The 24,538-nt window shown below is 37.0% G+C and carries 24 protein-coding genes, 2 tRNA genes and 1 rRNA gene; all 27 read left to right on the top strand.

What is annotated here, in order from left to right; translation table 11 throughout:
- Positions 1 to 81: 81 nt before the first annotated feature.
- Positions 82 to 618: a stage V sporulation protein T gene (spoVT, locus tag BLV40_RS24285; protein WP_026593117.1), complete on the top strand. Its 537-nt coding sequence runs from the start codon at positions 82 to 84 to the stop codon at positions 616 to 618.
- Positions 619 to 793: 175 nt separating this feature from the next.
- The gene (locus BLV40_RS24280; RefSeq protein WP_090694628.1) at positions 794 to 2,395 is read left to right on the top strand and encodes a putative polysaccharide biosynthesis protein; all 1,602 of its coding nucleotides are present in this window, start codon (positions 794 to 796) and stop codon (positions 2,393 to 2,395) included.
- Positions 2,396 to 2,407: 12 nt separating this feature from the next.
- Positions 2,408 to 3,871 carry a bifunctional methyltransferase/pyrophosphohydrolase YabN gene (gene mazG, locus BLV40_RS24275; RefSeq protein WP_090694669.1) on the top strand — a complete coding sequence of 488 codons (1,464 nt, stop codon included), beginning with the start codon at positions 2,408 to 2,410 and terminating at the stop codon, positions 3,869 to 3,871.
- A gap of 15 nt (positions 3,872 to 3,886) precedes the next feature.
- Complete coding sequence (locus tag BLV40_RS24270; protein WP_026593120.1) at positions 3,887 to 4,162, top strand: RNA-binding S4 domain-containing protein; 276 nt, start codon at positions 3,887 to 3,889, stop codon at positions 4,160 to 4,162.
- A gap of 59 nt (positions 4,163 to 4,221) precedes the next feature.
- On the top strand, positions 4,222 to 4,530 hold the full coding sequence (yabP, locus tag BLV40_RS24265; protein ID WP_090694624.1) for a sporulation protein YabP: 309 nt from the start codon (positions 4,222 to 4,224) through the stop codon (positions 4,528 to 4,530).
- Positions 4,527 to 5,180 carry a spore cortex biosynthesis protein YabQ gene (yabQ, locus tag BLV40_RS24260; RefSeq protein ID WP_026593122.1) on the top strand — a complete coding sequence of 218 codons (654 nt, stop codon included), beginning with the start codon at positions 4,527 to 4,529 and terminating at the stop codon, positions 5,178 to 5,180. Before yabP ends, yabQ begins: the two co-directional genes overlap by 4 nt.
- Entirely contained in the window at positions 5,177 to 5,536 is a 360-nt protein-coding gene (gene divIC / locus BLV40_RS24255) for a cell division protein DivIC (protein WP_026593123.1), read from the top strand. Before yabQ ends, divIC begins: the two co-directional genes overlap by 4 nt.
- An 87-nt stretch (positions 5,537 to 5,623) precedes the next feature.
- Positions 5,624 to 6,109, top strand: coding sequence for a S1 domain-containing RNA-binding protein (locus BLV40_RS24250; RefSeq protein ID WP_026593124.1), 486 nt, complete (start codon positions 5,624 to 5,626; stop codon positions 6,107 to 6,109).
- Between the two features lie 169 nt (positions 6,110 to 6,278).
- Positions 6,279 to 6,352, top strand: a tRNA-Met gene (locus BLV40_RS24245).
- 13 nt (positions 6,353 to 6,365) lie between these two features.
- Positions 6,366 to 6,437: transfer RNA gene (locus BLV40_RS24240), tRNA-Glu, on the top strand.
- Between the two features lie 263 nt (positions 6,438 to 6,700).
- Entirely contained in the window at positions 6,701 to 9,172 is a 2,472-nt protein-coding gene (spoIIE, locus tag BLV40_RS24235; RefSeq protein ID WP_139265609.1) for a stage II sporulation protein E, read from the top strand.
- Between the two features lie 222 nt (positions 9,173 to 9,394).
- The gene (gene tilS / locus BLV40_RS24230) at positions 9,395 to 10,825 is read left to right on the top strand and encodes a tRNA lysidine(34) synthetase TilS (RefSeq protein WP_090694621.1); all 1,431 of its coding nucleotides are present in this window, start codon (positions 9,395 to 9,397) and stop codon (positions 10,823 to 10,825) included.
- Entirely contained in the window at positions 10,822 to 11,364 is a 543-nt protein-coding gene (gene hpt / locus BLV40_RS24225; protein ID WP_026593127.1) for a hypoxanthine phosphoribosyltransferase, read from the top strand. Before tilS ends, hpt begins: the two co-directional genes overlap by 4 nt.
- Before the next feature lie 85 nt (positions 11,365 to 11,449).
- Positions 11,450 to 13,351, top strand: coding sequence for an ATP-dependent zinc metalloprotease FtsH (gene ftsH / locus BLV40_RS24220; protein WP_026593128.1), 1,902 nt, complete (start codon positions 11,450 to 11,452; stop codon positions 13,349 to 13,351).
- Between the two features lie 226 nt (positions 13,352 to 13,577).
- Entirely contained in the window at positions 13,578 to 14,366 is a 789-nt protein-coding gene (locus tag BLV40_RS24215) for a type III pantothenate kinase (RefSeq protein WP_026593129.1), read from the top strand.
- Positions 14,367 to 14,372: 6 nt separating this feature from the next.
- The gene (hslO, locus tag BLV40_RS24210; RefSeq protein WP_026593130.1) at positions 14,373 to 15,248 is read left to right on the top strand and encodes a redox-regulated molecular chaperone HslO; all 876 of its coding nucleotides are present in this window, start codon (positions 14,373 to 14,375) and stop codon (positions 15,246 to 15,248) included.
- A gap of 115 nt (positions 15,249 to 15,363) precedes the next feature.
- Positions 15,364 to 16,287: a cysteine synthase A gene (cysK, locus tag BLV40_RS24205; RefSeq protein ID WP_026593131.1), complete on the top strand. Its 924-nt coding sequence runs from the start codon at positions 15,364 to 15,366 to the stop codon at positions 16,285 to 16,287.
- Positions 16,288 to 16,507: 220 nt separating this feature from the next.
- A complete protein-coding gene (gene trpE / locus BLV40_RS24200; RefSeq protein ID WP_026593132.1) occupies positions 16,508 to 17,905 on the top strand; it encodes an anthranilate synthase component I in 1,398 nt (465 codons plus the stop codon).
- Positions 17,906 to 17,910: 5 nt separating this feature from the next.
- On the top strand, positions 17,911 to 18,498 hold the full coding sequence (pabA, locus tag BLV40_RS24195) for an aminodeoxychorismate/anthranilate synthase component II (protein WP_090694618.1): 588 nt from the start codon (positions 17,911 to 17,913) through the stop codon (positions 18,496 to 18,498).
- On the top strand, positions 18,492 to 19,364 hold the full coding sequence (pabC, locus tag BLV40_RS24190; RefSeq protein WP_090694615.1) for an aminodeoxychorismate lyase: 873 nt from the start codon (positions 18,492 to 18,494) through the stop codon (positions 19,362 to 19,364). The genes pabA and pabC overlap by 7 nt, the downstream gene beginning before the upstream one ends.
- Positions 19,339 to 20,199 (top strand): dihydropteroate synthase, encoded by an 861-nt coding sequence (gene folP, locus BLV40_RS24185; RefSeq protein WP_081811090.1) that lies wholly within the window; start codon positions 19,339 to 19,341, stop codon positions 20,197 to 20,199. Before pabC ends, folP begins: the two co-directional genes overlap by 26 nt.
- On the top strand, positions 20,200 to 20,562 hold the full coding sequence (folB, locus tag BLV40_RS24180) for a dihydroneopterin aldolase (protein ID WP_090694609.1): 363 nt from the start codon (positions 20,200 to 20,202) through the stop codon (positions 20,560 to 20,562). It abuts the gene before it with no gap.
- A complete protein-coding gene (gene folK / locus BLV40_RS24175) occupies positions 20,559 to 21,074 on the top strand; it encodes a 2-amino-4-hydroxy-6-hydroxymethyldihydropteridine diphosphokinase (RefSeq protein WP_026593137.1) in 516 nt (171 codons plus the stop codon). Before folB ends, folK begins: the two co-directional genes overlap by 4 nt.
- Positions 21,026 to 21,229, top strand: a complete 204-nt coding sequence (locus BLV40_RS24170) for a helix-turn-helix domain-containing protein (RefSeq protein WP_026593138.1) — start codon at positions 21,026 to 21,028, stop codon at positions 21,227 to 21,229. The genes folK and BLV40_RS24170 overlap by 49 nt, the downstream gene beginning before the upstream one ends.
- A 23-nt stretch (positions 21,230 to 21,252) precedes the next feature.
- The gene (gene dusB / locus BLV40_RS24165) at positions 21,253 to 22,251 is read left to right on the top strand and encodes a tRNA dihydrouridine synthase DusB (RefSeq protein WP_090694606.1); all 999 of its coding nucleotides are present in this window, start codon (positions 21,253 to 21,255) and stop codon (positions 22,249 to 22,251) included.
- A 161-nt stretch (positions 22,252 to 22,412) separates the two neighbouring features.
- A complete protein-coding gene (gene lysS / locus BLV40_RS24160; RefSeq protein WP_090694602.1) occupies positions 22,413 to 23,912 on the top strand; it encodes a lysine--tRNA ligase in 1,500 nt (499 codons plus the stop codon).
- Between the two features lie 386 nt (positions 23,913 to 24,298).
- Positions 24,299 to 24,538 (top strand): 16S ribosomal RNA (locus BLV40_RS24155); the annotation flags it as partial.

Below are 24,538 nucleotides of genomic sequence, written 5' to 3'. Positions count from 1 at the left end.
TATGTTTAACAGTTGGTGATTTTTACATGAACAGGTAAATTCACCACTTTCATCATCAGTAGAAAGTGAGGCAGCATTAGAATGAAAGCAACTGGAATCGTACGTCGAATTGATGATTTAGGTAGGGTGGTAATTCCGAAAGAAATTCGTAGGACTCTTCGTATCCGAGAAGGGGACCCGTTAGAAATTTTTGTTGATCGCGATGGAGAAGTAATTTTGAAAAAATATTCTCCGATTAGTGAATTAGGTGATTTTGCAAAAGAATATGCTGATGCTTTATACGATAGCTTAGGACATAACGTACTCGTATGTGATCGCGATTCCATTATCGCTGTAGCTGGGGTATCAAAAAAAGAATACTTAAATAAAAGTGTCGGTGATTTAATCGAAAAAACGATGGAAGATCGAAAGTCTGTTGTTATGACAGATGAAAGTGAAATTTCGATTATTGATGGGGTAACTGAAAAGGTTAGCTCTTATACAGTTGGCCCAATTGTCGCAAATGGGGATCCAATTGGAGCTGTTATCATTTTTTCAAAAGAAGCGATTATAAGTGAAGTAGAGCATAAGGCGGTAAATACCGCTGCAAGCTTTTTAGCAAAACAAATGGAACAGTAATTTTTCTTAATTATAATGTTTGTTATAAAAAGGAATTTTTTTCGGAAAATAGGATTGTATTTCATTAAAAGGTAGCGTCTTGCTACCTTTTTTATTGTATAAATCTAAAAAGAAGCCTGTTTTTTTCTTTGTGATATAATACGAGGGATGAGAATAGGAAAAGGAGTTTTCTCGTATGGAAGCGAAGAAGTATCAGGCTTTTTGGCGCGGGGCTATTATATTAACGATTGCAAGTTTTATTACGAAAGTATTAAGCGCTTTTTACCGTATTCCATATCAAAATATAGCGGGTGATGTGGGTTTTTATATTTATCAACAAATTTACCCGTTTTATGGATTTTGTTTAATTTTAGCTACTTATGGTTTTCCCATCATCATTTCTAAGATGGTAGCAGGGCGTTTGGAACAAGGGAAGCAAGAAGAGGCAGAGGAGATTATTTGTGTTTCTTTTTGGTTTTTATTGGGGATTGGCTGTATAGGTTTCTTTACAGTGTTTTTTGGTGCTCACACAATTGCTTCAGTTATGGGTGATGTAAATTTAGATAAACTGCTAAGAGTTATTTCGTTTTCATTCTTGTTAATGCCTTTTTTATCTGTTGCAAAAGGATACTTTCAAGGATTTAACAATATGATGCCGACAGCTATATCACAAGTGATGGAGCAAACGATTCGTGTTTCAATTATTGTGTTTTTATCGCTGTTTCTCATGGCACATCAATTTGATTTATATACAGTTGGAGCAGGGGCGATGTTTGGATCGATTGCAGGTGGATGTATCGGCATAATCGTGCTTTTATTTTATATGCGACATAATTTCCGTTCAATTTTTTTGCGAGGATGGAAAAGGATACGAAATAAGAAAGAGATAATTCGAATCCTTTTTTGGCAAGGAATAGCTATTTGTGTTAGTAATTTAGTGTTAATTTTTATCCAAATGGCAGATTCAGTTTCATTTTATACTTTGCTTATTCAGGCAGGAGAACCAGGAGAAATTGCAAAAGTATTAAAGGGTGTTTACGACAGAAGTATTCCTCTTATGCAGCTTGGTACAGTTGTGACAACTTCGTTTTCACTTTCGCTTATTCCGATTATTACAGCGGCGAAAGAGCGAGGGGATAGACTGTTTATTCAACAAAAGGTGCAGTTAGCACTGAAGATAACTTTTGTAATTGGCGTTGCAGCTTCATTAGGGCTAGCGTGTATTATTAAACCGACAAATATTATGTTGTTTGAAAATAGTGAGGGATCAAGTGTATTAGCTATTTTAGCTGTTACTATTTTATTTAGTTCCTTATCCATTACAACAGCTTCTATCCTGCAAGGGCTTGGTCAAACTGTAAAGCCAGCGTTGTTTGTTGTATTTGGTGGGTGTCTAAAATTATTGTTCAATTATATATTAATGCCACAATTGGGTGTAACTGGAGCGGCTGTAGCAACGGTAATTTCACTTATGGTTATTGCCTTATTAAATAGTACTTTGCTTATTCGAGTTATAGAAGAGCCGCTCATTCAGAAACAAAGCATATTGGGTATAACGGTCAGTGGATTAGGAATGGCTATTATATTAATGCTATTTATGTTTATTTATGAAGGATTTGGACTAGCAAGTGATGAAGGACATAGAGGCTTGGCTGTAGTAGAAGCATTACTAGGTGTAGTGATTGGCGGCTTGGTATATCTATTTTTAATTATGAAATTTAATGTTTTTACAAAAAAAGAATTAGGAACTGTTATGAAGCAAGAAAAGGTACAAGCTTCATTGAAGAAGAGTGGATAGAGGTGAATGGTTGTGAGTAGAGTAATCACGATTTTAGGATTAGGTGCTGGTGAGTTAGACCAGCTGACAATGGGTGTGTACAGAAAGATAAAAGAAGCAGATCATATGTATATTCGTACGAAGGAACACCCAGTTATTGAAGAATTAGAAAAAGAAGGTGTAAAATATACAGCTTTTGATGATGTATATGAGGCGCATGATACATTTGAGATTGTGTACGAAACAATTGCAGATACGTTAATAGAACAAGCGCAAAGTACGGATATTGTATATGCTGTACCAGGTCATCCACTTGTTGCGGAGCGAACTGTTCAATTGCTTTTACAAAAAGGGAAAGAAAAGCAGATTAAGGTGCAAATTGAAGGTGGACAAAGCTTTTTGGATCCGATGTTTGCTAGTTTGAAGATAGACCCAATTGAAGGGTTTCAGTTGATTGATGCAACTTCATTTGAACGAGGTCAATTAGAATTACGCCAACATTTAATTTTTTGCCAAGTATATGATGCGTTTGTTGCATCTGAGGTGAAATTAACACTAATGGAGATGTTGCCAGATGAGTATGACGTGTACATTGTAACAGCTGCAGGGACGTCGTTTGAGCAAGTGAAAAAAGTTCCGCTCTATATGTTAGATCATGAAGCAGAATTGAACAATTTAACAAGCGTATATGTGCCGCCTGTTAATGAGAGAGCTTCTTTATATCAACAATTTGATGTGCTCCGAGAAATCATTGCTGAGCTTCGTGGACCAAATGGTTGTCCATGGGATAAAAAACAAACGCATCAGTCTTTAAAGAAATATTTAATTGAAGAAGCATATGAAGTGCTAGAAGCAATTGATGAGGAAGATGATGATCACTTGGTTGAAGAGCTTGGTGATGTGTTATTACAAGTTATGCTTCATGCTCAAATTGGAGAAGATGAGGGTTGGTTCTCCGTTGATGATATTATCCGAACGCTATCTGAGAAAATGGTACGTCGTCACCCGCATGTATTTGGAGATATGGATGTGGAGAATGCGGAAGAAGTTGTTTCAAATTGGGAAGAAATTAAAAAACAAGAAAAGGGACATGTAAGGGAATCTATTTTAACAGGAATTCCTAAAAGTTTGCCACAATTAATGCGTGCGTATGAAATTCAGAAAAAAGCAGGAACAGTTGGTTTTGATTGGGATGATGTACAGCCAATGATGGAGAAAGTTTTTGAAGAATTGAAAGAGTTCGAGCAAGAAGTTGCAAAGATGGATAAGGAAAAAATGTTAAGTGAATTTGGAGATTTATTATTTGCTTTTGTTAATATTGCTCGTTACTATAAACTGAATCCAGAAGAAGCATTGCATACAACAAATGAAAAATTTATAAGCCGATTTATATACATGGAAGCGAAAGTAGCTGAAATGAATAAGGAAATGCAGGAATTAACTTTAGAGCAAATGGACGCTTTATGGGAAGAAGCAAAACAGATAGAGAATCAATAAGGGGGGGGAAATGAGATGCGTTTAGATAAATTTTTGAAAGTGTCACGTTTAATTAAAAGAAGAACATTGGCAAAAGAAGTAGCCGACCAGGGAAGAATTATGATTAATGGGCAAGCTGCAAAGGCAAGTTCTGATGTAAAAGTAGATGACGAGCTAACAATTCGTTTTGGGCAAAAGGTAGTAACTGTAAAGGTAAATGAGTTAAAAGAAACAACGAAAAAAGAAGATGCAGCTAATATGTATACAGTAGTTCGTGAAGAGAAAGTGAAAGCAGAAGAAGGCTTGTTCTAAATTATTTCATCTCCTCATACATTATTTACTAGATAGTATAAAGCTATGGGGGGATTGACGTGAATAAGGGCTACTCAGCTTTGTCTTCTAATCAACAGAATGTTTCTGTAGAGCATGATATTATTATGCGTGGTAGACGTGTAATAGATATTACAGGCGTAAAACAAGTAGAGAGTTTTGATAGTGAAGAGTTTTTATTAGAAACTGTAATGGGGTTTTTAACAATTCGTGGTCAAAACTTACAAATGAAAAATTTAGATGTAGAAAAGGGCATTGTATCCATTAAAGGGAAAATTCATGAGATATTGTACATTGATGAAAATCAAGGGGAGAAAGCTAAAGGATTCTTTAGTAAGTTGTTTAAATGAGTTTAACGATTCAACTGTATACAATGCTTTCTATGATTGGGATGGGTGCTTGGATTGGGGCGGCGTTAGATACATACCAACGTTTTTTAAAGCGACCACAGCGTAAGCGTTGGCTTGTATTTATATATGATATACTGTTTTGGATTGTCCAAGCACTGTTTGCCTTTTACGTATTGCTCATTGTAAATGAAGCTGAATTACGTATATATGTTTTTGTAGCTTTGCTTTGTGGCTTTGCTGCATATCAAAGCTTATTGAAAGCAGTGTACATGCGAGTATTGAATTTTCTCATTTATGTTTTTGTGCAAACGATACAATTTTTTATTCAAATTGTACAGCTACTTATGATAAAACCTGTTATTATTATAGCGCAGCTTATTATTGCTTTTATATTATTCTTATTTCGTATACTATTTTCAATCGGGCGTGTGTTGTGGAAATGTTCTGCATGGATATTACTTTTGGTATGGAAAGTTTTTTTCTGGCCTGTTCGATTTCTTACTTTGCTTATATGGAAACATCTCCCTAATCGTGTTAAACTTTTTATAAAGAGATATGTGGGAATACTGGAACATACAAAGAAATTGAAGAAGTATATCTGTCAAATCTGGGAGCGTATAAAAAAGAAGTTAGGGGGACCTCGGAAATGAGGGAACTGAAGCAAAGAATGATCGTAGAACAGAATCCAAATTCTGTAAAAGAACATATAATACAAACGAACGAAAACAGAAAGCGATTATATCGCCGATTAGCAGTTTTTTTTGTGTTTGCTTTTACAACTATTGCGAGTATTAGCGTAACGTTTTATCAACAAAATAGTTCCATTAAAGCAAAAGAAGTAAAGATTGAAGAGATGAAAAAAGAATTGGGTTCATTAACAAAGAAAGAAAAAAAATTACAAGATGATGTTCAAAAGTTGAATGACGAAGAGTATGTTTTAAAGATTGCTAGGAGAGATTATTTTTTCTCTGGAAAAGGAGAGATAATTTTTCCTGTTTCTAAGTAGAGTGTGTCTTATTGACACTATATTTTAGGATTATATATAATAAAGTAAAATTTGACTTTTTAATCACTAAGGAGGAGCATTTTTTTTATGTCAATCGAGGTAGGCAGCAAGTTACAAGGTAAAGTAACAGGTATTACAAATTTTGGGGCTTTTGTGGAGCTGCCAGAAGGCTTAACGGGTCTTGTTCATATTAGTGAAGTTGCTGATAATTATGTGAAGGATATTAATGATCACTTAAAAGTAGGCGATGAAGTAGAAGTAAAAGTTATTAATGTTGAAAAAGATGGGAAAATCGGTCTATCTATCAAAAAAGCGAAAGAACGTGTAAGACCAGAAGGAGATCGTCCACGCGGTGAATATCAACGTGGTGGTGATCAACAACGTTCTGGACGTCCGCAACGCAATCGTTCTTTTAACAGAGATAACCGTGGTGGCCGTGATAACGGTGGGAATCAAAAAGAAACATTCGAGCAAAAGATGGCACGCTTTTTAAAAGACAGTGAAGATCGTTTGACTTCTTTAAAGCGTAATACAGAATCTAAACGTGGTGGCCGTGGCGCTCGTCGCGGATAAAACGAACGTTTTATTTTTCACATATAGAGAGGTGCCCAGGGTAATTTACTCGGGGTGCTTTTTTATGTAAATGAGTATATTAAAAAAAGAATAAAAAACTTTTTGAAACATGTTGACTTTAAAACGTATTTGATATAAGATACTAATTGTCCGTTAAATAAGACGACATGGCGGTGTAGCTCAGCTGGCTAGAGCGTACGGTTCATACCCGTGAGGTCGGGGGTTCGATCCCCTCCGCCGCTATATTTATTTTAACGGCCCGTTGGTCAAGTGGTTAAGACACCGCCCTTTCACGGCGGTAACACGGGTTCGAATCCCGTACGGGTCATCTAAAAAAGATCATGCATATACGCATGATCTTTTTTTGTTAAAAAATTGTAAAAGAAGTACAAAGCTTCTACAAAAACACCTTTTATTTTTTGAATTTTCACTCCTTTATAAGTGTTTGGCCTTAACAACTTGTATATATATAGGTTTATTTTGAATAAAAAGTCGAACGATTATGTAGGTGAGAACTGTTGTTTTGACAAAAATCCCAATAATTATCTTTTATAATGACAGTAATTAAACTATGCAGGTGGTGTTAAAAATATGCCAAAAGCAGGAAGGAACACTGTAAACACAAGTACACTGGCTATGAATGATGGGCAACTCAGATCAATCACATGGACAAGCAAGTTGAAAGTGAAATTAGAGCAAGTTTTCTTTAGATGGGGATTTGTTATTGCTGTAATCGGTTTTCTTTTAGGACGAGCATATATATTAACGAACATTTTGCCGTTTGCACTACCATTTTTTGCTGCTGTTTATGTAATGAAACGTGATAAGATGCCGCTCGCATTTCTTGCCCTTATGGGTGGTGCGCTTTCCGTTTCAATAGATAATTTGTTTTTTGCCTTTGCATCTATTTTTACTTTCTTCATTTATAATATCTTCTTTAGTCGGTTTACACGTAAAATTGTTGGACTTGTACCATTTCAAGTATTTATCTCCGCATTAACCGCACATCTCGCTGTTGTTTACTTCGCGCAGCAAACTGTCACGACATATGATTTACTCGTAAGTACCATTGAAGCAGGACTTAGTTTTGTTTTAACAATGATTTTTTTACAAAGTGTGCCATTGCTAACAGAAAGAAAAGGGAAACAGCAAGCATTGGAAACAGAAGAAATTGTTTGTTTAATTATATTACTTGCATCTGTATTAACAGGTACAACAGATTGGTTTATTTACGACGCCTCAGTTCAACATATTTTTACTAGATATTTAGTACTATTATTTGCTTTTGTTGCAGGTGCAGCTACTGGTTCAACAGTAGGGGTTGTTACGGGATTGATATTGAGTTTAGCAAATGTAGCTAGTTTGTCTCAACTTAGCTTATTAGCCTTTTCGGGGTTACTTGGTGGATTATTAAAAGAAGGAAAGCGTCTTGGAGTTAGCTTAGGGTTGTTAATTGGTACAAGTTTAATTACATTATACGTCGATAAACAAACGAATATTATAACAACTTTAATAGAATCTGGAGTAGCTATAGGGTTCTTTCTATTAACGCCAAAGGTAATTATTGATCGGTTTGCTAAATTTATGCCAGGAACACAAGAGCATTCTCATGATCAACAACAATATTTAAGAAGAATGCGTGATGTTACGGCGAATAAAATTAATCAGTTTGCAAATGTATTCTCTGCATTATCTAATAGTTTTTCAATATATGGATATGTGGAAGAAGAGGACAAGGAGACGGAGGCTGATTTATTTTTAAGTACAATTACAGCAAAGACATGCCAATCGTGTTTTAAAAAGGATCAATGCTGGGTAGTGAATTTCGATAAGACATATGATTATATGAAACAAATTATGGATGAAACAGAAGAAGGAACGCTTCAACATAACCGTAAGTTGGTTCGTGAGTGGGAAAAACACTGTGTAAGAGGAAAAAAAGTAACAGATTTAATGGCAGGGGAATTAGGTCATTTCTATGAGGGTCAAAAGTTACGAAAACAAATGAAAGAGAATCGTAGAATTGTGGCAGAACAATTATTAGGTGTCTCGAAAGTAATGGAAGATTTTGCGAAAGAAATTCAGCGTGAACGGGAAAATCATCAAGTGCAGGAAGAGCGGATTTTACAAGCATTTCGTGACTTTGGTGTTGAGGTGGAACATGTTGATATTTATTGTTTAGATAGAGGAAATATTGATATTGAAATGATGATTCCTGCGGCATCTAATCAACATGGTGAATGTGAAAAATTAGTTGCTCCGATGCTTTCGGATATTTTAAAAGAAAATATTGTGGTTAAACATGAGGAGCCTTCTGCTTATCCAAATGGTCATAGTATGATATCTTTTGGGTCAGCAAAAACATTTTCTCTTGATACAGGGCTTGCTACAGCAGCAAAAGGAGGAGGATTTGTATCAGGGGATTCGTATGCGATGATGGATTTAAGTGTTGGAAAGTATGCTCTTGCTATTAGTGACGGAATGGGAAATGGACAAAGGGCACATATGGAAAGTAAAGAAACGGTCAAATTGTTACAAAAAATACTACAATCCGGTATTGATGAAGAAATTGCCATTAAGTCTATTAATTCAATTCTTTCATTGAGAACGACAGAGGAAATGTTTACGACGCTCGATTTAGCTATGGTAGATTTACGTGACGCGAGCGCTAAGTTCTTAAAAATTGGTTCAACACCAAGCTTTGTAAAACGTGGAAATACCGTTTTTAAAATAGAAGCAAGCAATTTGCCAATGGGAATTATTGAGGATGTTGAGGTAGATGTTGTTGGTGAACAATTAAAAACAGAAGATATTCTAGTTATGATGAGCGATGGGATTTTTGAAGGAGCACAGCATGTGGAAAACCATGAATTGTGGATGAAACGTAAAATTAAAGAACTGCAAACAGATGATCCGCAAGAAATTGCTGATATTATTATGGAAGAGGTTATTCGTTCTGGTGATGGTTATATTAATGACGATATGACAATTGTCGTTGCGAAGGTAAAGAAGAATATGCCAAAGTGGGCTACGATTCCACTTGTGGGTAAACAAGCGCAATAGGGGAGTGTAAGTTTTCAAAATTTGGTTCTGAGGTCTAGGGTAATACCTAGGCCTTTTTTTATAGGAGGAATTAGTTTCATTTGTCCTGTGAAGATAGGAGATGGATGTAAGATAAAAATGTGAATTTTGTACATCTTTTTTTTGCACAAAGTTTGTAAAAGTTGTACCATTATAAGCAAGGCAAGATATTGTTTTTTTGTTTAATGAAAGGTGATTGCAAAGTTGAAAGATACATTTGTTGAAAAGGTAGATGAGTTTGCAAAACGGCATGATGTATTAAAAGAACATTCGACAATTGTTGTAGGGGCTTCTGGAGGCCCTGATTCTTTAGCTCTTTTATATTATCTATTAGAGAAACGGGAAGAGAAAGAATTGAAAATTGTAGTTGCGCATGTAGATCATATGTTTAGAGGAGATGAATCCTACAAAGACTTACAATTTGTGGAGAAACTTTGTCAGAAGGTCGGGGTTATTTGCGAAACGATAAGAATTAATGTGTCGCAATATCAACAGCAATATGGAATGAATGCACAGGTGGCTGCTAGAGAATGCCGATATGCATTTTTGGAAAGAATAATGAGGAAATATGGTGCATTGTATGTAGCCCTTGGACATCATGGAGATGACCAAGTGGAGACGATTTTAATGCGCCTCGTCCGAGGGAGTACTCCGAAGGGATATGCGGGAATTGCTGTGAAACGCCCTTTCCATAATGGGTATTTAATTAGACCATTATTAGCGGTAACAAAGGAAGAAATCAATGCTTATTGTAATAGGCTAGGGATTACACCTCGCATGGATCCGAGTAACGAAAAGGAAGTATATACAAGGAATCGATTACGTAAGCATGTTCTACCTTATTTAAAAGAGGAAAATCCGCATGTGCATGAGAAATTTCAAAATTTTAGTATGCTTATGCAAGAGGATGAGGCGTATTTGCAGGAATTAGCTTTTGAAAAGATGAATAAAGTAATTACAAAAAAAAGTAATAAACACATCGTCTTATCAATTCCTGCCTTTGAATCCATGCCTATGCCTTTACAAAGAAGAGGGATTCAACTAATATTAAACTATCTTTATGAATACAAGATTCCGTCTTCGCTTTCTTCTATACATATTGACAAAGTTATTGCATTTTTTAAGCGAACGCATCCTTCAGGCTCACTTGATTTTCCTAGTGACCTAAAAATTGTTCGTACATATGAAGAATGTAGTTTCCGGTTTAAACAAGAAATTGTTTTTCCTTTTTCACAAGTTTTATCAGTACCTGGTGCCATTACATTAGCAAACGGGGATGAGCTTGTAGCAGAAGTAAATGAGGAACTACCAAGCAACATGAATGAAACGGTATTTGTTGCTAAGTATAATGATATATCATATCCTCTTCATATCCGCTCTAGAGAAAATGGAGATCGCATGTCAATACAAGGTATGAGTGGTACAAAAAAGATAAAAGCTATTTTTATCGAGGCAAAAGTACCAAAAGAAAAAAGAGAAGAGTGGCCGATTGTTTGTGATGCAAGAGGGAATATTATTTGGGTTCCATTGTTAAAACGATCTGCATTTGCCATTTCACATGGAACAACAGATAAGGATAAATATATGATTATTCACTACAAAAGCAAGGAGTCTTCCAGGAGGATAATGAAATGATGAATCAAGATATCGAAAAAGTATTAATTTCCGAAGAACAAATACAAGAAAAGGTGCACGAGCTAGGTGCAATTATTGCAGAGGATTATAAACATACAGTACCTCTTGCAATTGGTGTATTAAAGGGTGCAATGCCATTTATGGCAGACTTATTAAAAAGAACAGATACATATCTTGAAATGGATTTTATGGCTGTTTCTAGCTACGGTCATTCTACAGTTTCAACAGGTGAAGTGAAAATTTTAAAGGACCTTGATACTTCTGTAGAAGGTCGCGATATTTTAATCGTTGAAGATATTATTGATAGCGGTCTTACATTAAGCTACTTAGTGGACCTATTCAAATATCGTAAGGCGAAATCTGTAAAGATTGTTACGCTATTAGATAAGCCAACAGGTCGCAAAGTAGACCTAAAAGCAGATTACGTTGGATTTACTGTTCCTCATGAATTTGTAGTAGGATATGGCTTAGATTATAAGGAGCAATATCGTAATCTTCCTTATGTTGGAGTATTAAAACCAAGCGTTTACTCAAATTAATTAACTACAGGCGTTATCATTGGATAGGAAAGTTTTTCTATGTTACGATTTACTATAGTGTTTATGCCGTGAGAGGAGGTTAGGAATGAATCGTATCTTCCGTAATACCATCTTTTATTTACTGATATTTTTAGTAGTAATTGGAATCGTGAGCTATTTTAATGGTTCAACACAAAAAACGACATCAGTTAGCTACGATAAATTCATTACTAAACTTGAAAAGGGTGAAGTGCGTAATGTGCAACTTCAACCAAAGAATGGTGTATTTGAGGTAAAAGGACAATTTAGCAATGCTAGTAAGGAAGAGCAATTTGTTACTTATGCGCCAAATACTGAAGAATTACAAAAGAAAATTAATGACAAAGCACAAGGTGCTGAAGTAAAGTATCAACCAGCTGAAGAAACAAGTGCTTGGGTGACATTCTTTACTTCTATTATCCCGTTTGTAATTATCTTCATTTTATTCTTCTTCTTACTAAACCAAGCTCAGGGCGGTGGTAGCCGTGTTATGAACTTCGGAAAGAGTAAGGCGAAGTTATACAATGATGAAAAGAAAAAAGTACGCTTCAGAGATGTAGCTGGAGCAGACGAAGAGAAACAGGAGCTTGTTGAGGTAGTAGAATTCTTAAAAGATCCTCGTAAGTTTGCTGAGGTTGGTGCCCGTATTCCTAAGGGTGTTCTATTAGTTGGACCTCCAGGGACAGGTAAAACATTACTTGCGCGTGCTGTTGCAGGTGAGGCTGGCGTTCCTTTCTTCTCTATCAGTGGTTCTGATTTCGTAGAGATGTTCGTCGGTGTCGGTGCTTCCCGTGTACGTGATTTATTTGAAAATGCGAAGAAAAATGCTCCTTGTATCATTTTTATCGATGAAATTGATGCGGTAGGTCGTCAACGTGGAGCGGGTCTTGGCGGTGGTCACGATGAGCGTGAACAAACGTTAAACCAACTTCTTGTTGAAATGGATGGATTCGGTGCAAACGAAGGTATTATTATCATCGCTGCAACAAACCGTCCTGATATTCTTGATCCAGCATTATTACGTCCAGGACGTTTTGATCGTCAAATTACAGTCGATCGTCCAGATGTAAATGGACGTGAAGCAGTACTGAAGGTACATGCTCGTAATAAGCCGCTTGATGAGGATATTAACCTAAGAGCGATTGCAACTCGTACACCAGGATTCTCTGGTGCAGATCTTGAAAACTTATTAAATGAAGCTGCGTTAGTAGCTGCACGTCAAGATAAAAAGAAAATTGACATGTCTGATATCGATGAGGCGACGGATCGCGTGATTGCAGGTCCTGCTAAGAAAAGTCGTGTTATTTCTGAAAAAGAACGCAACATTGTCGCATTCCATGAAGCAGGTCACACTGTAATTGGTGTTGTACTTGATGAAGCGGATATCGTTCATAAAGTAACAATTGTCCCTCGTGGTCAAGCTGGTGGATATGCAGTAATGCTTCCGAAAGAAGATCGTTACTTCATGACAAAGCCAGAATTACTTGATAAAATCACTGGTTTACTCGGTGGCCGAGTGGCTGAGGAGATTGTATTTGGTGAAGTAAGTACAGGAGCTCACAACGACTTCCAACGTGCGACTGGCATTGCGAGACGTATGGTAACGGAATTTGGTATGAGTGATAAGCTTGGACCGATGCAGTTTGGTAGCTCACAAGGTGGTCAAGTGTTCTTAGGAAGAGATTTCCATTCAGAACAAAACTACAGTGATGCAATTGCACATGAAATTGACATGGAAATGCAAAGTATTATGAAAGAATGTTACGCTCGTGCAAAACAAATTCTTACTGAAAAACGTGATAAGCTAGATATTATTGCAAAAACACTACTTGAAGTGGAAACGTTAGATGCAGAGCAAATTAATCATTTATATGATTATGGAGTTTTACCTGAGCGTAAGAAGTCATCTGAAGATGTGAAAGTAAATATCACAATGAAAAAAGATGATGAGAACGTAGAAGATAAATAAAAAATGAAGGAGTGACAATAGTCACTCCTTTTTTCTATGCTGAGGAATTTATGTAATGGTATATAAATTTGAAGCTTCTTTGCATTAAAAATTGAAATGATGAACGATCTTTTTGTAAAATGATGAAGATGGAAAAACTGATTATATGGGTATGTATGATATGATGGCATTATAAGTTTTGTACATACTGCACAAATATAGATTAAATAAGATAAGTGGTGAGAATATGATTTTTGTATTGGATGTAGGGAATACAAATGCGGTACTTGGTGTATTTGAAGATGGGGAACTTCGCCAACATTGGCGTATGGAGACGGACCGTCATAAAACGGAAGATGAATATGGTATGTTAGTGAAACAGTTACTTGAACATGAGGGCCTTTCTTTCCAAGATGTGAAAGGAATTATTGTATCTTCGGTTGTACCACCAATTATGTTCGCCTTAGAGCGTATGTGTGAGAAGTATTTCAAAATTAAACCGCTTGTAGTGGGGCCAGGAATAAAAACAGGTTTAAATATTAAATATGAAAATCCACGTGAAGTTGGAGCGGATCGTATTGTAAATGCTGTAGCTGGCATCCAGTTATATGGAAGTCCTCTGATTATTGTCGATTTTGGAACGGCTACTACATATTGTTATATTAACGAGAATAAGCATTATATGGGTGGTGTAATTACACCGGGCATTATGATTTCGGCAGAGGCTTTATACAGTCGGGCAGCAAAACTTCCTCGTATTGAAATTACAAAACCAAGTAGTGTTGTTGGGAAAAATACGATAAGTGCAATGCAATCAGGGATTCTTTATGGATATGTTGGACAAGTGGAAGGTATTGTGAAGCGTATGAAAGAAGAAGCTAAACAAGAACCGAAAGTTATTGCAACTGGTGGATTAGCAAAATTAATTGCGGAAGAATCTAATGTAATTGATATTGTAGATCCGTTTTTAACATTGAAGGGCTTGTATATGTTATATGAACGTAATGCAAATTTACAACATGAGAAGGGTGAATAAATAAGGATGAAAGATTATTTAGTAAAAGCGTTAGCGTTTGATGGAGAGGTTCGTGCATACGGTGTACGTACAACAAATACAGTAAGTGAGGCACAAAGACGTCATGATACATGGCGGACTGCTTCTGCTGCGCTTGGGCGTTCGTTAACAGCTGGTACAATGATGGGAGCTATGTTAAAAGGTGACCAGAAGCTGACGATTAAAGTAGAAGGGAATGGTCCGCTTGGTCCGATTCTAGTGGATGCTCATGCAAATGGAGATGTACGTGGGTATGTAACGAATCCACATGTTGATTTCGAATCGACGGAGCAAGGTAAGTTACGTGTATATCAAGCTGTGGGTACAGAGGGTTCTTTAACGGTTATTAAAGATATCGGTATGCGTGAACCATTTATCGGACAATCTCCAATTGTTTCAGGTGAATTGGGAGAAGACTTCACATATTATTTCGCTGTTTCTGAGCAAACGCCTTCTTCTGTTGGTGTTGGAGTTCTTGTAAATGGGGATGATAGCATCTTAGCGGCTGGCGGATTTATTTTGCAGATTATGCCAGGTGCGCAAGAGGAGACAATTTCATTTATTGAGGAACGCCTACAAAAAATTCCGCCTGTGTCAAAGTTAATTGAACAAGGTCTTTCACCAGAAGAATTATTATATGAAGTATTAGGGAAAGACAAAGTGAAAGTATTAGAAACAATGGATGTTCAATTTAATTGTACATGTTCTCGTGAGCGTATTGAGAGTGTATTGATTAGTCTGGGTAAGAAAGAATTAGAACAAGTTCGTGAAGAAGAGGATGAGACAGAGGTGCATTGTCATTTCTGTAATGAACGATATAAATTTTCTAAAGAAGATATTACAAACTTAATTGAAAGCTTGTAATAAAATTGTTCATGGGGAATCAATCCTTCGAATGGATTGACAAATAGGGAATTTTCTGACAAAATTAAAAAATAGACAAAACCAATAAAAATACTCGGTGTTAGGAGTGACAGGAATGCGAGTGGCACAATCAGTTTCAGAATTAATCGGGAAAACGCCGATCGTTAAGTTGAACCGCATCGTAGAACAAGACAGTGCAGACATTTACTTAAAATTAGAATTTATGAATCCTGGAAGTAGCGTAAAAGATCGTATTGCACTATCCATGATCGAAGTTGCTGAGAAAAAAGGTTTATTAAAAGAAGGCGATACAATCATTGAGCCGACTAGCGGTAACACAGGAATTGGTTTAGCGATGGTGGCAGCTGCAAAAGGTTATAAGGCGATTTTAGTAATGCCAGAAACAATGAGTATCGAACGTCGTAACTTATTACGTGCTTATGGAGCGGAATTAGTATTAACTCCAGGTCCAGAAGGAATGGGTGGTGCAATTCGTAAGGCGACTGAATTGGCAAAAGATCATGGTTACTTTATACCACAACAATTCCAAAATCAGGCGAATCCAGAAATTCATCGTTTGACGACAGGTCCAGAAATTGTTGAGCAGATGGGCAACCAATTAGATGCATTTATTGCTGGTATCGGTACTGGTGGGACAATTACAGGTGCTGGTGAAGTGTTAAAGGAAACATATAAAGACATTAAAATTTATGCAGTAGAACCTGCGGATTCTCCAGTGTTATCTGGCGGAAAACCAGGTCCACATAAAATTCAAGGTATTGGGGCTGGATTTGTTCCTGAAACATTGGATGTAGAAGTATATGATGAAATTATTCAAGTGAAGACAGAACAGGCATTTGAATATGCAAGAAGGGTAGCTCGTGAAGAAGGTATTTTAGTTGGTATTTCTTCAGGTGCTGTCATTTATGCTGCGACAGAAGTTGCGAAAAAACTTGGTAAAGGGAAAAAGGTTCTTGTAATTATTCCAAGTAATGGTGAGCGTTATTTAAGCACTCCACTTTATCAATTTGAATCATAATCAGTGCGGTCAGAAGAAAGCATTCCTTAACAGGGATGCTTTTTCTTTTTTCGTTTGAAAATAGGAAAAGAGTGAATGACTAGAAAACTTCATGTAAAATAAGTAGTAGTAAAGTTAAATTATTTTCACTAGCTCTCAAGGATAATTATTTCCTATTAACTATCTGTAATTTGAGATGATTCGTCTAAGGGAGTGGGATAAAAGAAGACGGGGTGTTGATATGCAACGAAGAAAATCTTTAGCGCTTTCTATTCCATATCAGTTAGATTTTTTTAAGCAGTATAAGTTTCTTTCTCAGAATAAGAACCAACATATCTTACTAGAAAGTGGTCGCGGTGGTCGTTATACTATTGCAGGGCTTGATCCTGTAGCGGTAATTCGGGGGAAGAATGAAACGTTACATATAAGTGAAAGTGGTAAGGAAACAATACAAAGAGGGAATCCATTAGATTTGATGCAACATTATATGGAACAATGGAAAACGGATCATAATCCAAAGTATCCTCCGTTTCAAGGTGGTGCAATTGGATATTTTAGTTATGATTGTATCCGTTATATTGAGAAGCTTCCACCTCTTGCTAAGGATGATGTGGATATACCTGACGTATTCTTTTTATTATTCAATGATGTGTTTGTGTATGATCAAAAGGAAAAAGTGCTATGGATTATTACACATTATATAGATGAACGTGAAGAAGCGGAAAATCGTTTAAATGAATGGAAGAATCTTTGGTTGAAGGAAGCTCCTGAAGTTAAAGTACCATTTGAATGTCCTGAAAATAGAAATGAAGCAGTAGCTTTTACAGAAGAAGGATTTATGGAAGCTGTTCAGCGTATTCAAGAGTACATTGGAGCTGGGGATGTATTTCAAGTAAATCTGTCGACAAGGCAAGAGAAAACATTGCAAACACATCCGCTCGAAATTTATACGAGTCTTCGTGAAATTAATCCATCACCATATATGGGGTATTTAGAACTTGGAGATTTTCAAATTGTTAGTGGCTCACCTGAATTATTAATTAAAAAGCAAGGGACTGAAGTGAGTACTCGTCCGATTGCTGGCACGCGTTCTCGAGGGAAGGATGAGCAAGAAGACGAGAGTTTGGCGAAAGAGTTAATTGAAAATGAAAAAGAACGAGCGGAACACGTGATGCTTGTAGATTTAGAGCGAAATGATTTAGGGCGAGTTTGTAAGTACGGGACTGTTGAAGTAGATGAATTTATGGTAATTGAAAAATATTCGCATGTTATGCATATAGTTTCTAATGTTCGTGGAGAGGTCCGGGAAGATAAGGATGCTTTTGATTTAGTAAGAGCTGTGTTTCCGGGTGGAACGATTACGGGAGCACCTAAAATACGTACAATGGAAATTATAGAAGAATTAGAACCGGTTCGCCGTGGGATTTATACAGGTTCAATTGGTTGGATTGGTTATTCAGGGGATATGGAGTTAAATATTGTGATTCGGACGCTTCTTGCAAAGGATGGACAAGCGTATGTGCAGGCCGGGGCAGGAATTGTAATTGATTCAAATCCGAAAAATGAGTATAAAGAGTCGTTAAAAAAAGCAATCGCTCTATGGCGTGCAAAAGAATGCAGCGAAGAAACGGTTAGGTGAGAGAAATGATATTGATGATTGATAATTATGATTCTTTTACATTTAATTTAGTACAGTTTCTTGGAGAACTTGGACAGGAACTGGTAGTTAAGCGTAATGATGAAGTTACAATTTCAGATATTGAACAAATGAAACCAGACTTTTTAATGATTTCTCCAGGGCCTTGTAGTCCTAATGAAGCTGGTGTAAGTATGGATGTTATTAAGCATTTTGCAGGGAGGATTCCGATTTTTGGAGTGTGTCTTGGTCACCAATCGATTGCACAGGTATTTGGAGGAGATGTTGTTCGTGCGGAACGTTTAATGCATGGGAAAACCTCTCCGATGTATCATGATGGGAAAACAATTTTTTCGGAAATTCCCAATCCATTTACGGCAACTCGTTATCATTCTCTTATTGTTAAAAAGGAAACATTGCCAGAATGTTTAGAAGTAACATCTTGGACAGAAGAGGGAGAGATTATGGGGCTTCGTCATAAAACATTGCCAATCGAAGGAGTGCAATTCCACCCGGAGTCTATTATGACTTCCCATGGGAAAGAGTTACTGCAGAACTTTATCCGCGGTTATAGTCCGAGTGTATCATCATGTTAATTTATGTAAATGGTACATATGTGGAAGCGAGTGAAGCAAAAATCTCCCCATATGATCATGGATATTTATATGGACTAGGTGTTTTTGAAACGTTTCGTATTTATGACGGGCATCCATTTTTATTAGACGATCACTATGAACGTTTAATGGATGCTCTTTCTACGCTCCAAATCGAGTGGACGATGACAAAAGAAGATGTGTGTCGCATTTTACAAGAATTACTTGTAAGAAATGGGCTAAATCATGCGTATATTCGCTTTAATGTATCGGCTGGTATAGATGAAATAGGTTTGCAAACAGAGGTTTATGAAGAGCCTTCTGTTATTGTATTTATAAAGCCTTTGGCAGCTCCAGGTGTAGTAGTGGAAAAGGAAGGCGTTATTTTGGAACAAACACGAAATACACCGGAAGGAGCGTTTCGTTTAAAGTCTCATCATTATTTAAATAACATTTTAGGAAAACGTGAAATTGGAAATGTTGTAAGTAAAGAGGGGATTTTCTTAACTGAAGCCGGTCATATAGCGGAAGGGATTGTTTCGAATCTCTTTTTTGTGAAGGGAAGTGTTTTATATACGCCTTCGCTTGAAACAGGAATTTTAAATGGGATTACTCGCGCTTTTATTATACAGATTGCTGAAATGTTGAATATACAAGTGAAGGAAGGTTTCTTTACGAAAGATGAGTTACTTTCCGCTGATGAGGTGTTTGTAACAAATTCTGTTCAAGAAATCGTGCCATTTCGCCATATTGAAGAGAGAGATTTCCCGGGTAAAGAAGGCGAGGTTACAAAGCAACTGATGCGTGTGTATGAAATACATAGAGGAAAGCTTTGGAGCCGAAATGAATTGCGGAGAGGAGATGTGTAGTGTGAAGTGGAGTTATGATTTACACTGCGGCGAATATACGCTGAATTTAAATAAAAAGACATTAATCATGGGGATTTTAAATGTTACACCAGATTCATTCTCAGATGGTGGAAACTACGATGAGGTAAACGCAGCTGTAAGTCACGCGAGAGAAATGGTGGCCGGCGGTGCTGATATTATTGATATTGGTGGGGAATCAACTCGTCCTGGCTTCGCGAAAGTTTCAGTGGAAGAAGAGTTAAGACGCGTGATTCCGATGATTCGAGCGATTTCGAAAGAAGTGAAAGTGCCTATTTCTATTGATACGTATAAAGCTGAAGTAGCTAAGCAAGCAATTGAAGCGGGTGCCCATGTTATTAATGATATATGGGGAGCGAAGGCTGAACCGAAAATTGCGGAAGTGGCAGCACGTTATAATGTACCGATTATCTTAATGCATAATCGTGATAACACAAACTATCGTAATTTAATGGCTGATATGATTGCGGATTTATATGAGAGTGTTAAAATTGCAAAAGATGCGGGTGTACCTGATGAAAATATTATTTTAGATCCAGGTATCGGTTTTGCGAAGACGGTAGAACAAAATTTAGAAGTGATGCGTAATTTAGAAAAGCTAAATGTATTAGGGTATCCAGTTCTTCTTGCGACTTCCAGAAAATCATTTATTGGTCATGTTTTAGACTTGCCGGTAGAGGAACGTGTAGAAGGAACTGGGGCGTCGGTATGTCTTGGTATTGAAAAAGGTTGTGAAATGATTCGTGTTCATGATGTGAAAGAAATGGCGCGTATGGCGAAGATGATGGATGCGATGATTGGTAAGGGGGGAAAGTGATTGGATAAAATTTATATCCATGACATGGAGTTTTATGGCTATCATGGTGTATTTCCAGAAGAGAATAAACTGGGACAAAGATTTAAAGTCGATTTAACTGTGGAGCTGGATTTAAAACAAGCGGGTGAAAGTGATAACTTAGAGCATTCGGTAAACTATGGGGAGCTCTTTGAACTTTGCAGGCAAGTAGTTGAGGATCAAACGTACAAACTTGTAGAAAGTATAGCGGAAAATATAGCGGCGAATATATTGACTCGATACGTAAGTATTTTACGGTGTACAGTAAAGGTTGTTAAACCAGACCCGCCAATCCCGGGGCATTACCGTGCTGTGGCGGTAGAAATTACGAGAGAACGATTATGAAAAATGATGTATACGTTTCGTTAGGATCAAATATTGGTGATCGCTATGCTTATTTATTGGAAGCGATTGAGTTATTAAATAAAAATCCTTATATTCAAGTGAAAGATGTTTCTTCTGTATATGAAACAGATCCAGTTGGATATACAGATCAAAATCGTTTTTTAAATCTAGTTATAAAAATTTCTACCAATTTACTACCGCAAGAGTTGTTGAAAATAACGCAAAAGGTTGAGATTGATTTAGGAAGGAAAAGGGAAATTAGATGGGGCCCAAGAACCATTGACCTTGACATTTTGCTCTATAATCAAGAAAATATTGAAGCAGAGAATCTTATTGTTCCGCATCCGCGGATGTTCGAAAGAGCTTTTGTTATCGTTCCGTTGTTAGAGATTAATCGAGATATAAAACGAGATATTTCACGTTCACAAGTAGATGAAATGAAAAGGCGAGAGGGAGTAACGGTATGGAAGCAGAAAAATGGGGAAGACGCATTCGTGCTTTTCGGAAATTAAAAGGTTATACGCAAGAAGGTTTTGCAAGGGAATTAGGGGTATCTGTATCCGTTTTAGGAGAAGTCGAGAGAGGGAATAGAACCCCTTCTCAAGATTTTGTAGTAGAAGTTGCGAAGACATTAAATATTTCAATAGATGAATTAATGCCAAAGTGAGGACAAAGGAAGGAGATAGTCGAGTGTTAAAGATTGCAAACATCGAGATGAAGAATCCAGTTGTATTAGCACCGATGGCGGGGGTATGTAACTCCGCATTCCGTCTAACTGTAAAAGAATTTGGTGCGGGTTTAGTATGTGCTGAAATGGTAAGTGATAAAGCGATTTTATTTAATAACCAAAGAACATTAGATATGTTATATATTGATGAGAGAGAGAAGCCACTAAGTTTACAAATTTTTGGTGGTGAGAAAGAAACGCTTGTCGGTGCTGCGAAATATGTAGATAAAAACACAACGGCGGATATTATCGATATCAATATGGGTTGCCCAGTTCCGAAAATTACAAAGTGTGATGCTGGTGCAAAATGGTTATTAGATCCAAATAAGGTGTATGAAATGGTAGCGGCAGTTGTAGATGCTGTTGAAAAGCCGGTTACAGTTAAAATGCGTATTGGTTGGGACGAAGACCATATTTTCGCAATTGAAAATGCTAGAGCTGTTGAACGTGCAGGTGGCCAAGCAGTGGCGGTTCACGGACGTACACGTGTTCAAATGTATGAAGGAAAAGCGGATTGGGATATTATTAAACAAGTAAAACAATCTGTAAATATTCCGGTTATCGGAAATGGTGACGTGGAAACACCTCAAGATGCAAAACGCATGCTTGATGAAGTTGGTGTCGATGGTGTTATGATAGGTCGAGCGGCCCTTGGTAATCCTTGGATGATTTATCGTACGGTAAATTATTTAGAAACAGGAGAGTTATTACCAGAACCAAGGGTGCGTGAGAAGATAGATGTATGTATGCTCCACTTAGATCGTCTTATTGATTTAAAGAACGAAGATATTGCAGTAAGAGAAATGAGAAAGCACGCAGCTTGGTATTTAAAAGGTGTTCGTGGTAATGCAGGAGTGCGTAATGCAATTAATACGTGCAATACGCGTGAGGACCTTGCTTCCTTGCTAGGGGCATTTGTAGAAGAAGTAGAAGCAAAACAAGAAACAATTCACGTTGGTTAAAAAAAGGGGAGAGAACGTTTGACATTCCTGCCCTCACTACCTATAATTACGTGAAAGAAAGAAGAACTGCCAGTATACTACTGGCAGTTTTTCTAGTTGAGTAGAAAATGATATACTGTATATATTGTAAAATTTAATAGAGCTGGAGTGATATCAATACCATGGATAACATGAACCACGAAGAATTAAATGACCAATTGCTTGTTCGTCGTGAGAAGTTACATAATTTACGCGAACAAGGGATCGATCCGTTTGGTAAACGTTTTGAACGTACGAATTCAACCAAAGAATTATTAAACTTGTATGGGGAGCTCTCTAAAGAAGAATTAGAAGAGAAAGAAATCTCAGTTTCTATTGCTGGTCGTATTATGACGAAGCGCGGTAAAGGGAAAGCAGGTTTTGCACATCTTCAAGATTTACACGGACAAGTTCAAATTTATGTTCGTAAAGATGCTGTTGGAGATGAGCAATATGAATTATTTAAGACAGCTGACTTAGGTGATTTAGTAGGAATCGAAGGGAAAGTTTTCAAAACAAACGTAGGAGAACTTTCAGTAAAGGCAACAGGCTTTACGTTACTAACGAAAGCACTTCGTCCATTGCCAGATAAATACCATGGATTGAAAGATGTTGAACAACGCTATCGCCAACGTTACTTAGATTTAATTACAAGTATGGAGAGCCGCGAAACATTTGTTACTCGTAGTAAAATCATTCGTGAAATGAGAAGGTATCTAGATGATAATGGTTACCTTGAAGTAGAAACACCGATGATGCATGCGATTGCCGGTGGGGCATCTGCTCGTCCGTTCATCACACACCATAATGCATTAGATATGGAACTATATATGCGTATTGCAATTGAATTGCACTTAAAGCGTCTTATTGTAGGTGGTTTAGAGAAAGTATACGAAATCGGCCGTGTATTCCGTAATGAAGGTGTATCAACGCGTCATAATCCTGAATTTACAATGATTGAATTATATGAAGCGTACGCTGATTATAAAGATATTATGAAACTAACAGAAAATATGATTGCTCATATTGCGAAACAAGTACTAGGTACAACAACAATTCAATATGGGGAATATGAAATTAATTTAGAGCCAGAATGGACACGCCTTCATATGGTAGATGCGATTAAGCAATACTCTGGAGCGGACTTCTGGAGCCCGATGAGTGTAGAAGAAGCACGTGCACTGGCGAAAGAACACGGTGTAGAAATTAAAGACACAATGGAAGTTGGTCATATTATTAATGAATTCTTTGAACAGAAAGTAGAAGAAAAATTAATCCAACCTACATTTATCTATGGTCATCCAGTGGAAATTTCTCCTCTTGCGAAAAAGAATGATGAAGACCCACGCTTTACAGATCGTTTCGAGTTATTTATTGTTGCGCGTGAGCATGCAAATGCATTTACAGAATTAAATGATCCAATCGATCAAAAAGAGCGTTTTGAAGCGCAATTAAAAGAGCGTGAGCAAGGTAATGATGAAGCACATATGATGGATGATGATTATATTGAAGCACTTGAGTACGGTATGCCTCCTACAGGTGGACTTGGAATTGGTATTGACCGTCTTGTTATGCTATTAACAAATGCACCATCTATTCGTGATGTGCTGTTATTCCCAGCGATGCGTCACAAGCAAGACTAATCTAAGCTTTGGAGATTTCTCCAAAGCTTTTCTTTATGTTATTTTCTAGTATAGTGAAGTTTAAATGGTTTATTTCCTATATAAAAGAAAGGGGTCTTTATGTAGGGATTTAGTGCTAGTTTTATACTTTCTTATTCCGTTAAAAAATTTTATTAAAAAACTATTGCATTTTAATAAATGAACTGGTATATTTATATTCGTTGTCACGAAAGACAACAAAGAAAACAAACAAAAAACAACTTTTCAAATAAAAAAGTTGTTGACGAAAATATAACAAAATGTTATATTGATAAAGTCGCTTCGGCGGCAAGAGAGTTCTTTGAAAACTGAACGAAACAAACAACGTGAAACGTCAATTTTTATTTTAGATGCTAGACAAACTAACTTTATTGGAGAGTTTGATCCTGGCTCAGGATGAACGCTGGCGGCGTGCCTAATACATGCAAGTCGAGCGAATGGATTAAGAGCTTGCTCTTATGAAGTTAGCGGCGGACGGGTGAGTAACACGTGGGTAACCTGCCCATAAGACTGGGATAACTCCGGGAAACCGGGGCTAATACCGGATAACATTTTGCACCGCATGGTGCGAAATTGAAAGGCGGCTTCGGCTGTCACTTATGGATGGA

This window comes from Bacillus sp. 166amftsu (genome assembly GCF_900107445.1).
In the GTDB taxonomy this organism is placed as follows: Bacteria; Bacillota; Bacilli; order Bacillales; family Bacillaceae_G; genus Bacillus_A; species Bacillus_A arachidis.
The sequence above is the reverse complement of the archived record's forward strand: the minus strand, read 5'-3'. Positions and strand labels throughout refer to the sequence as shown.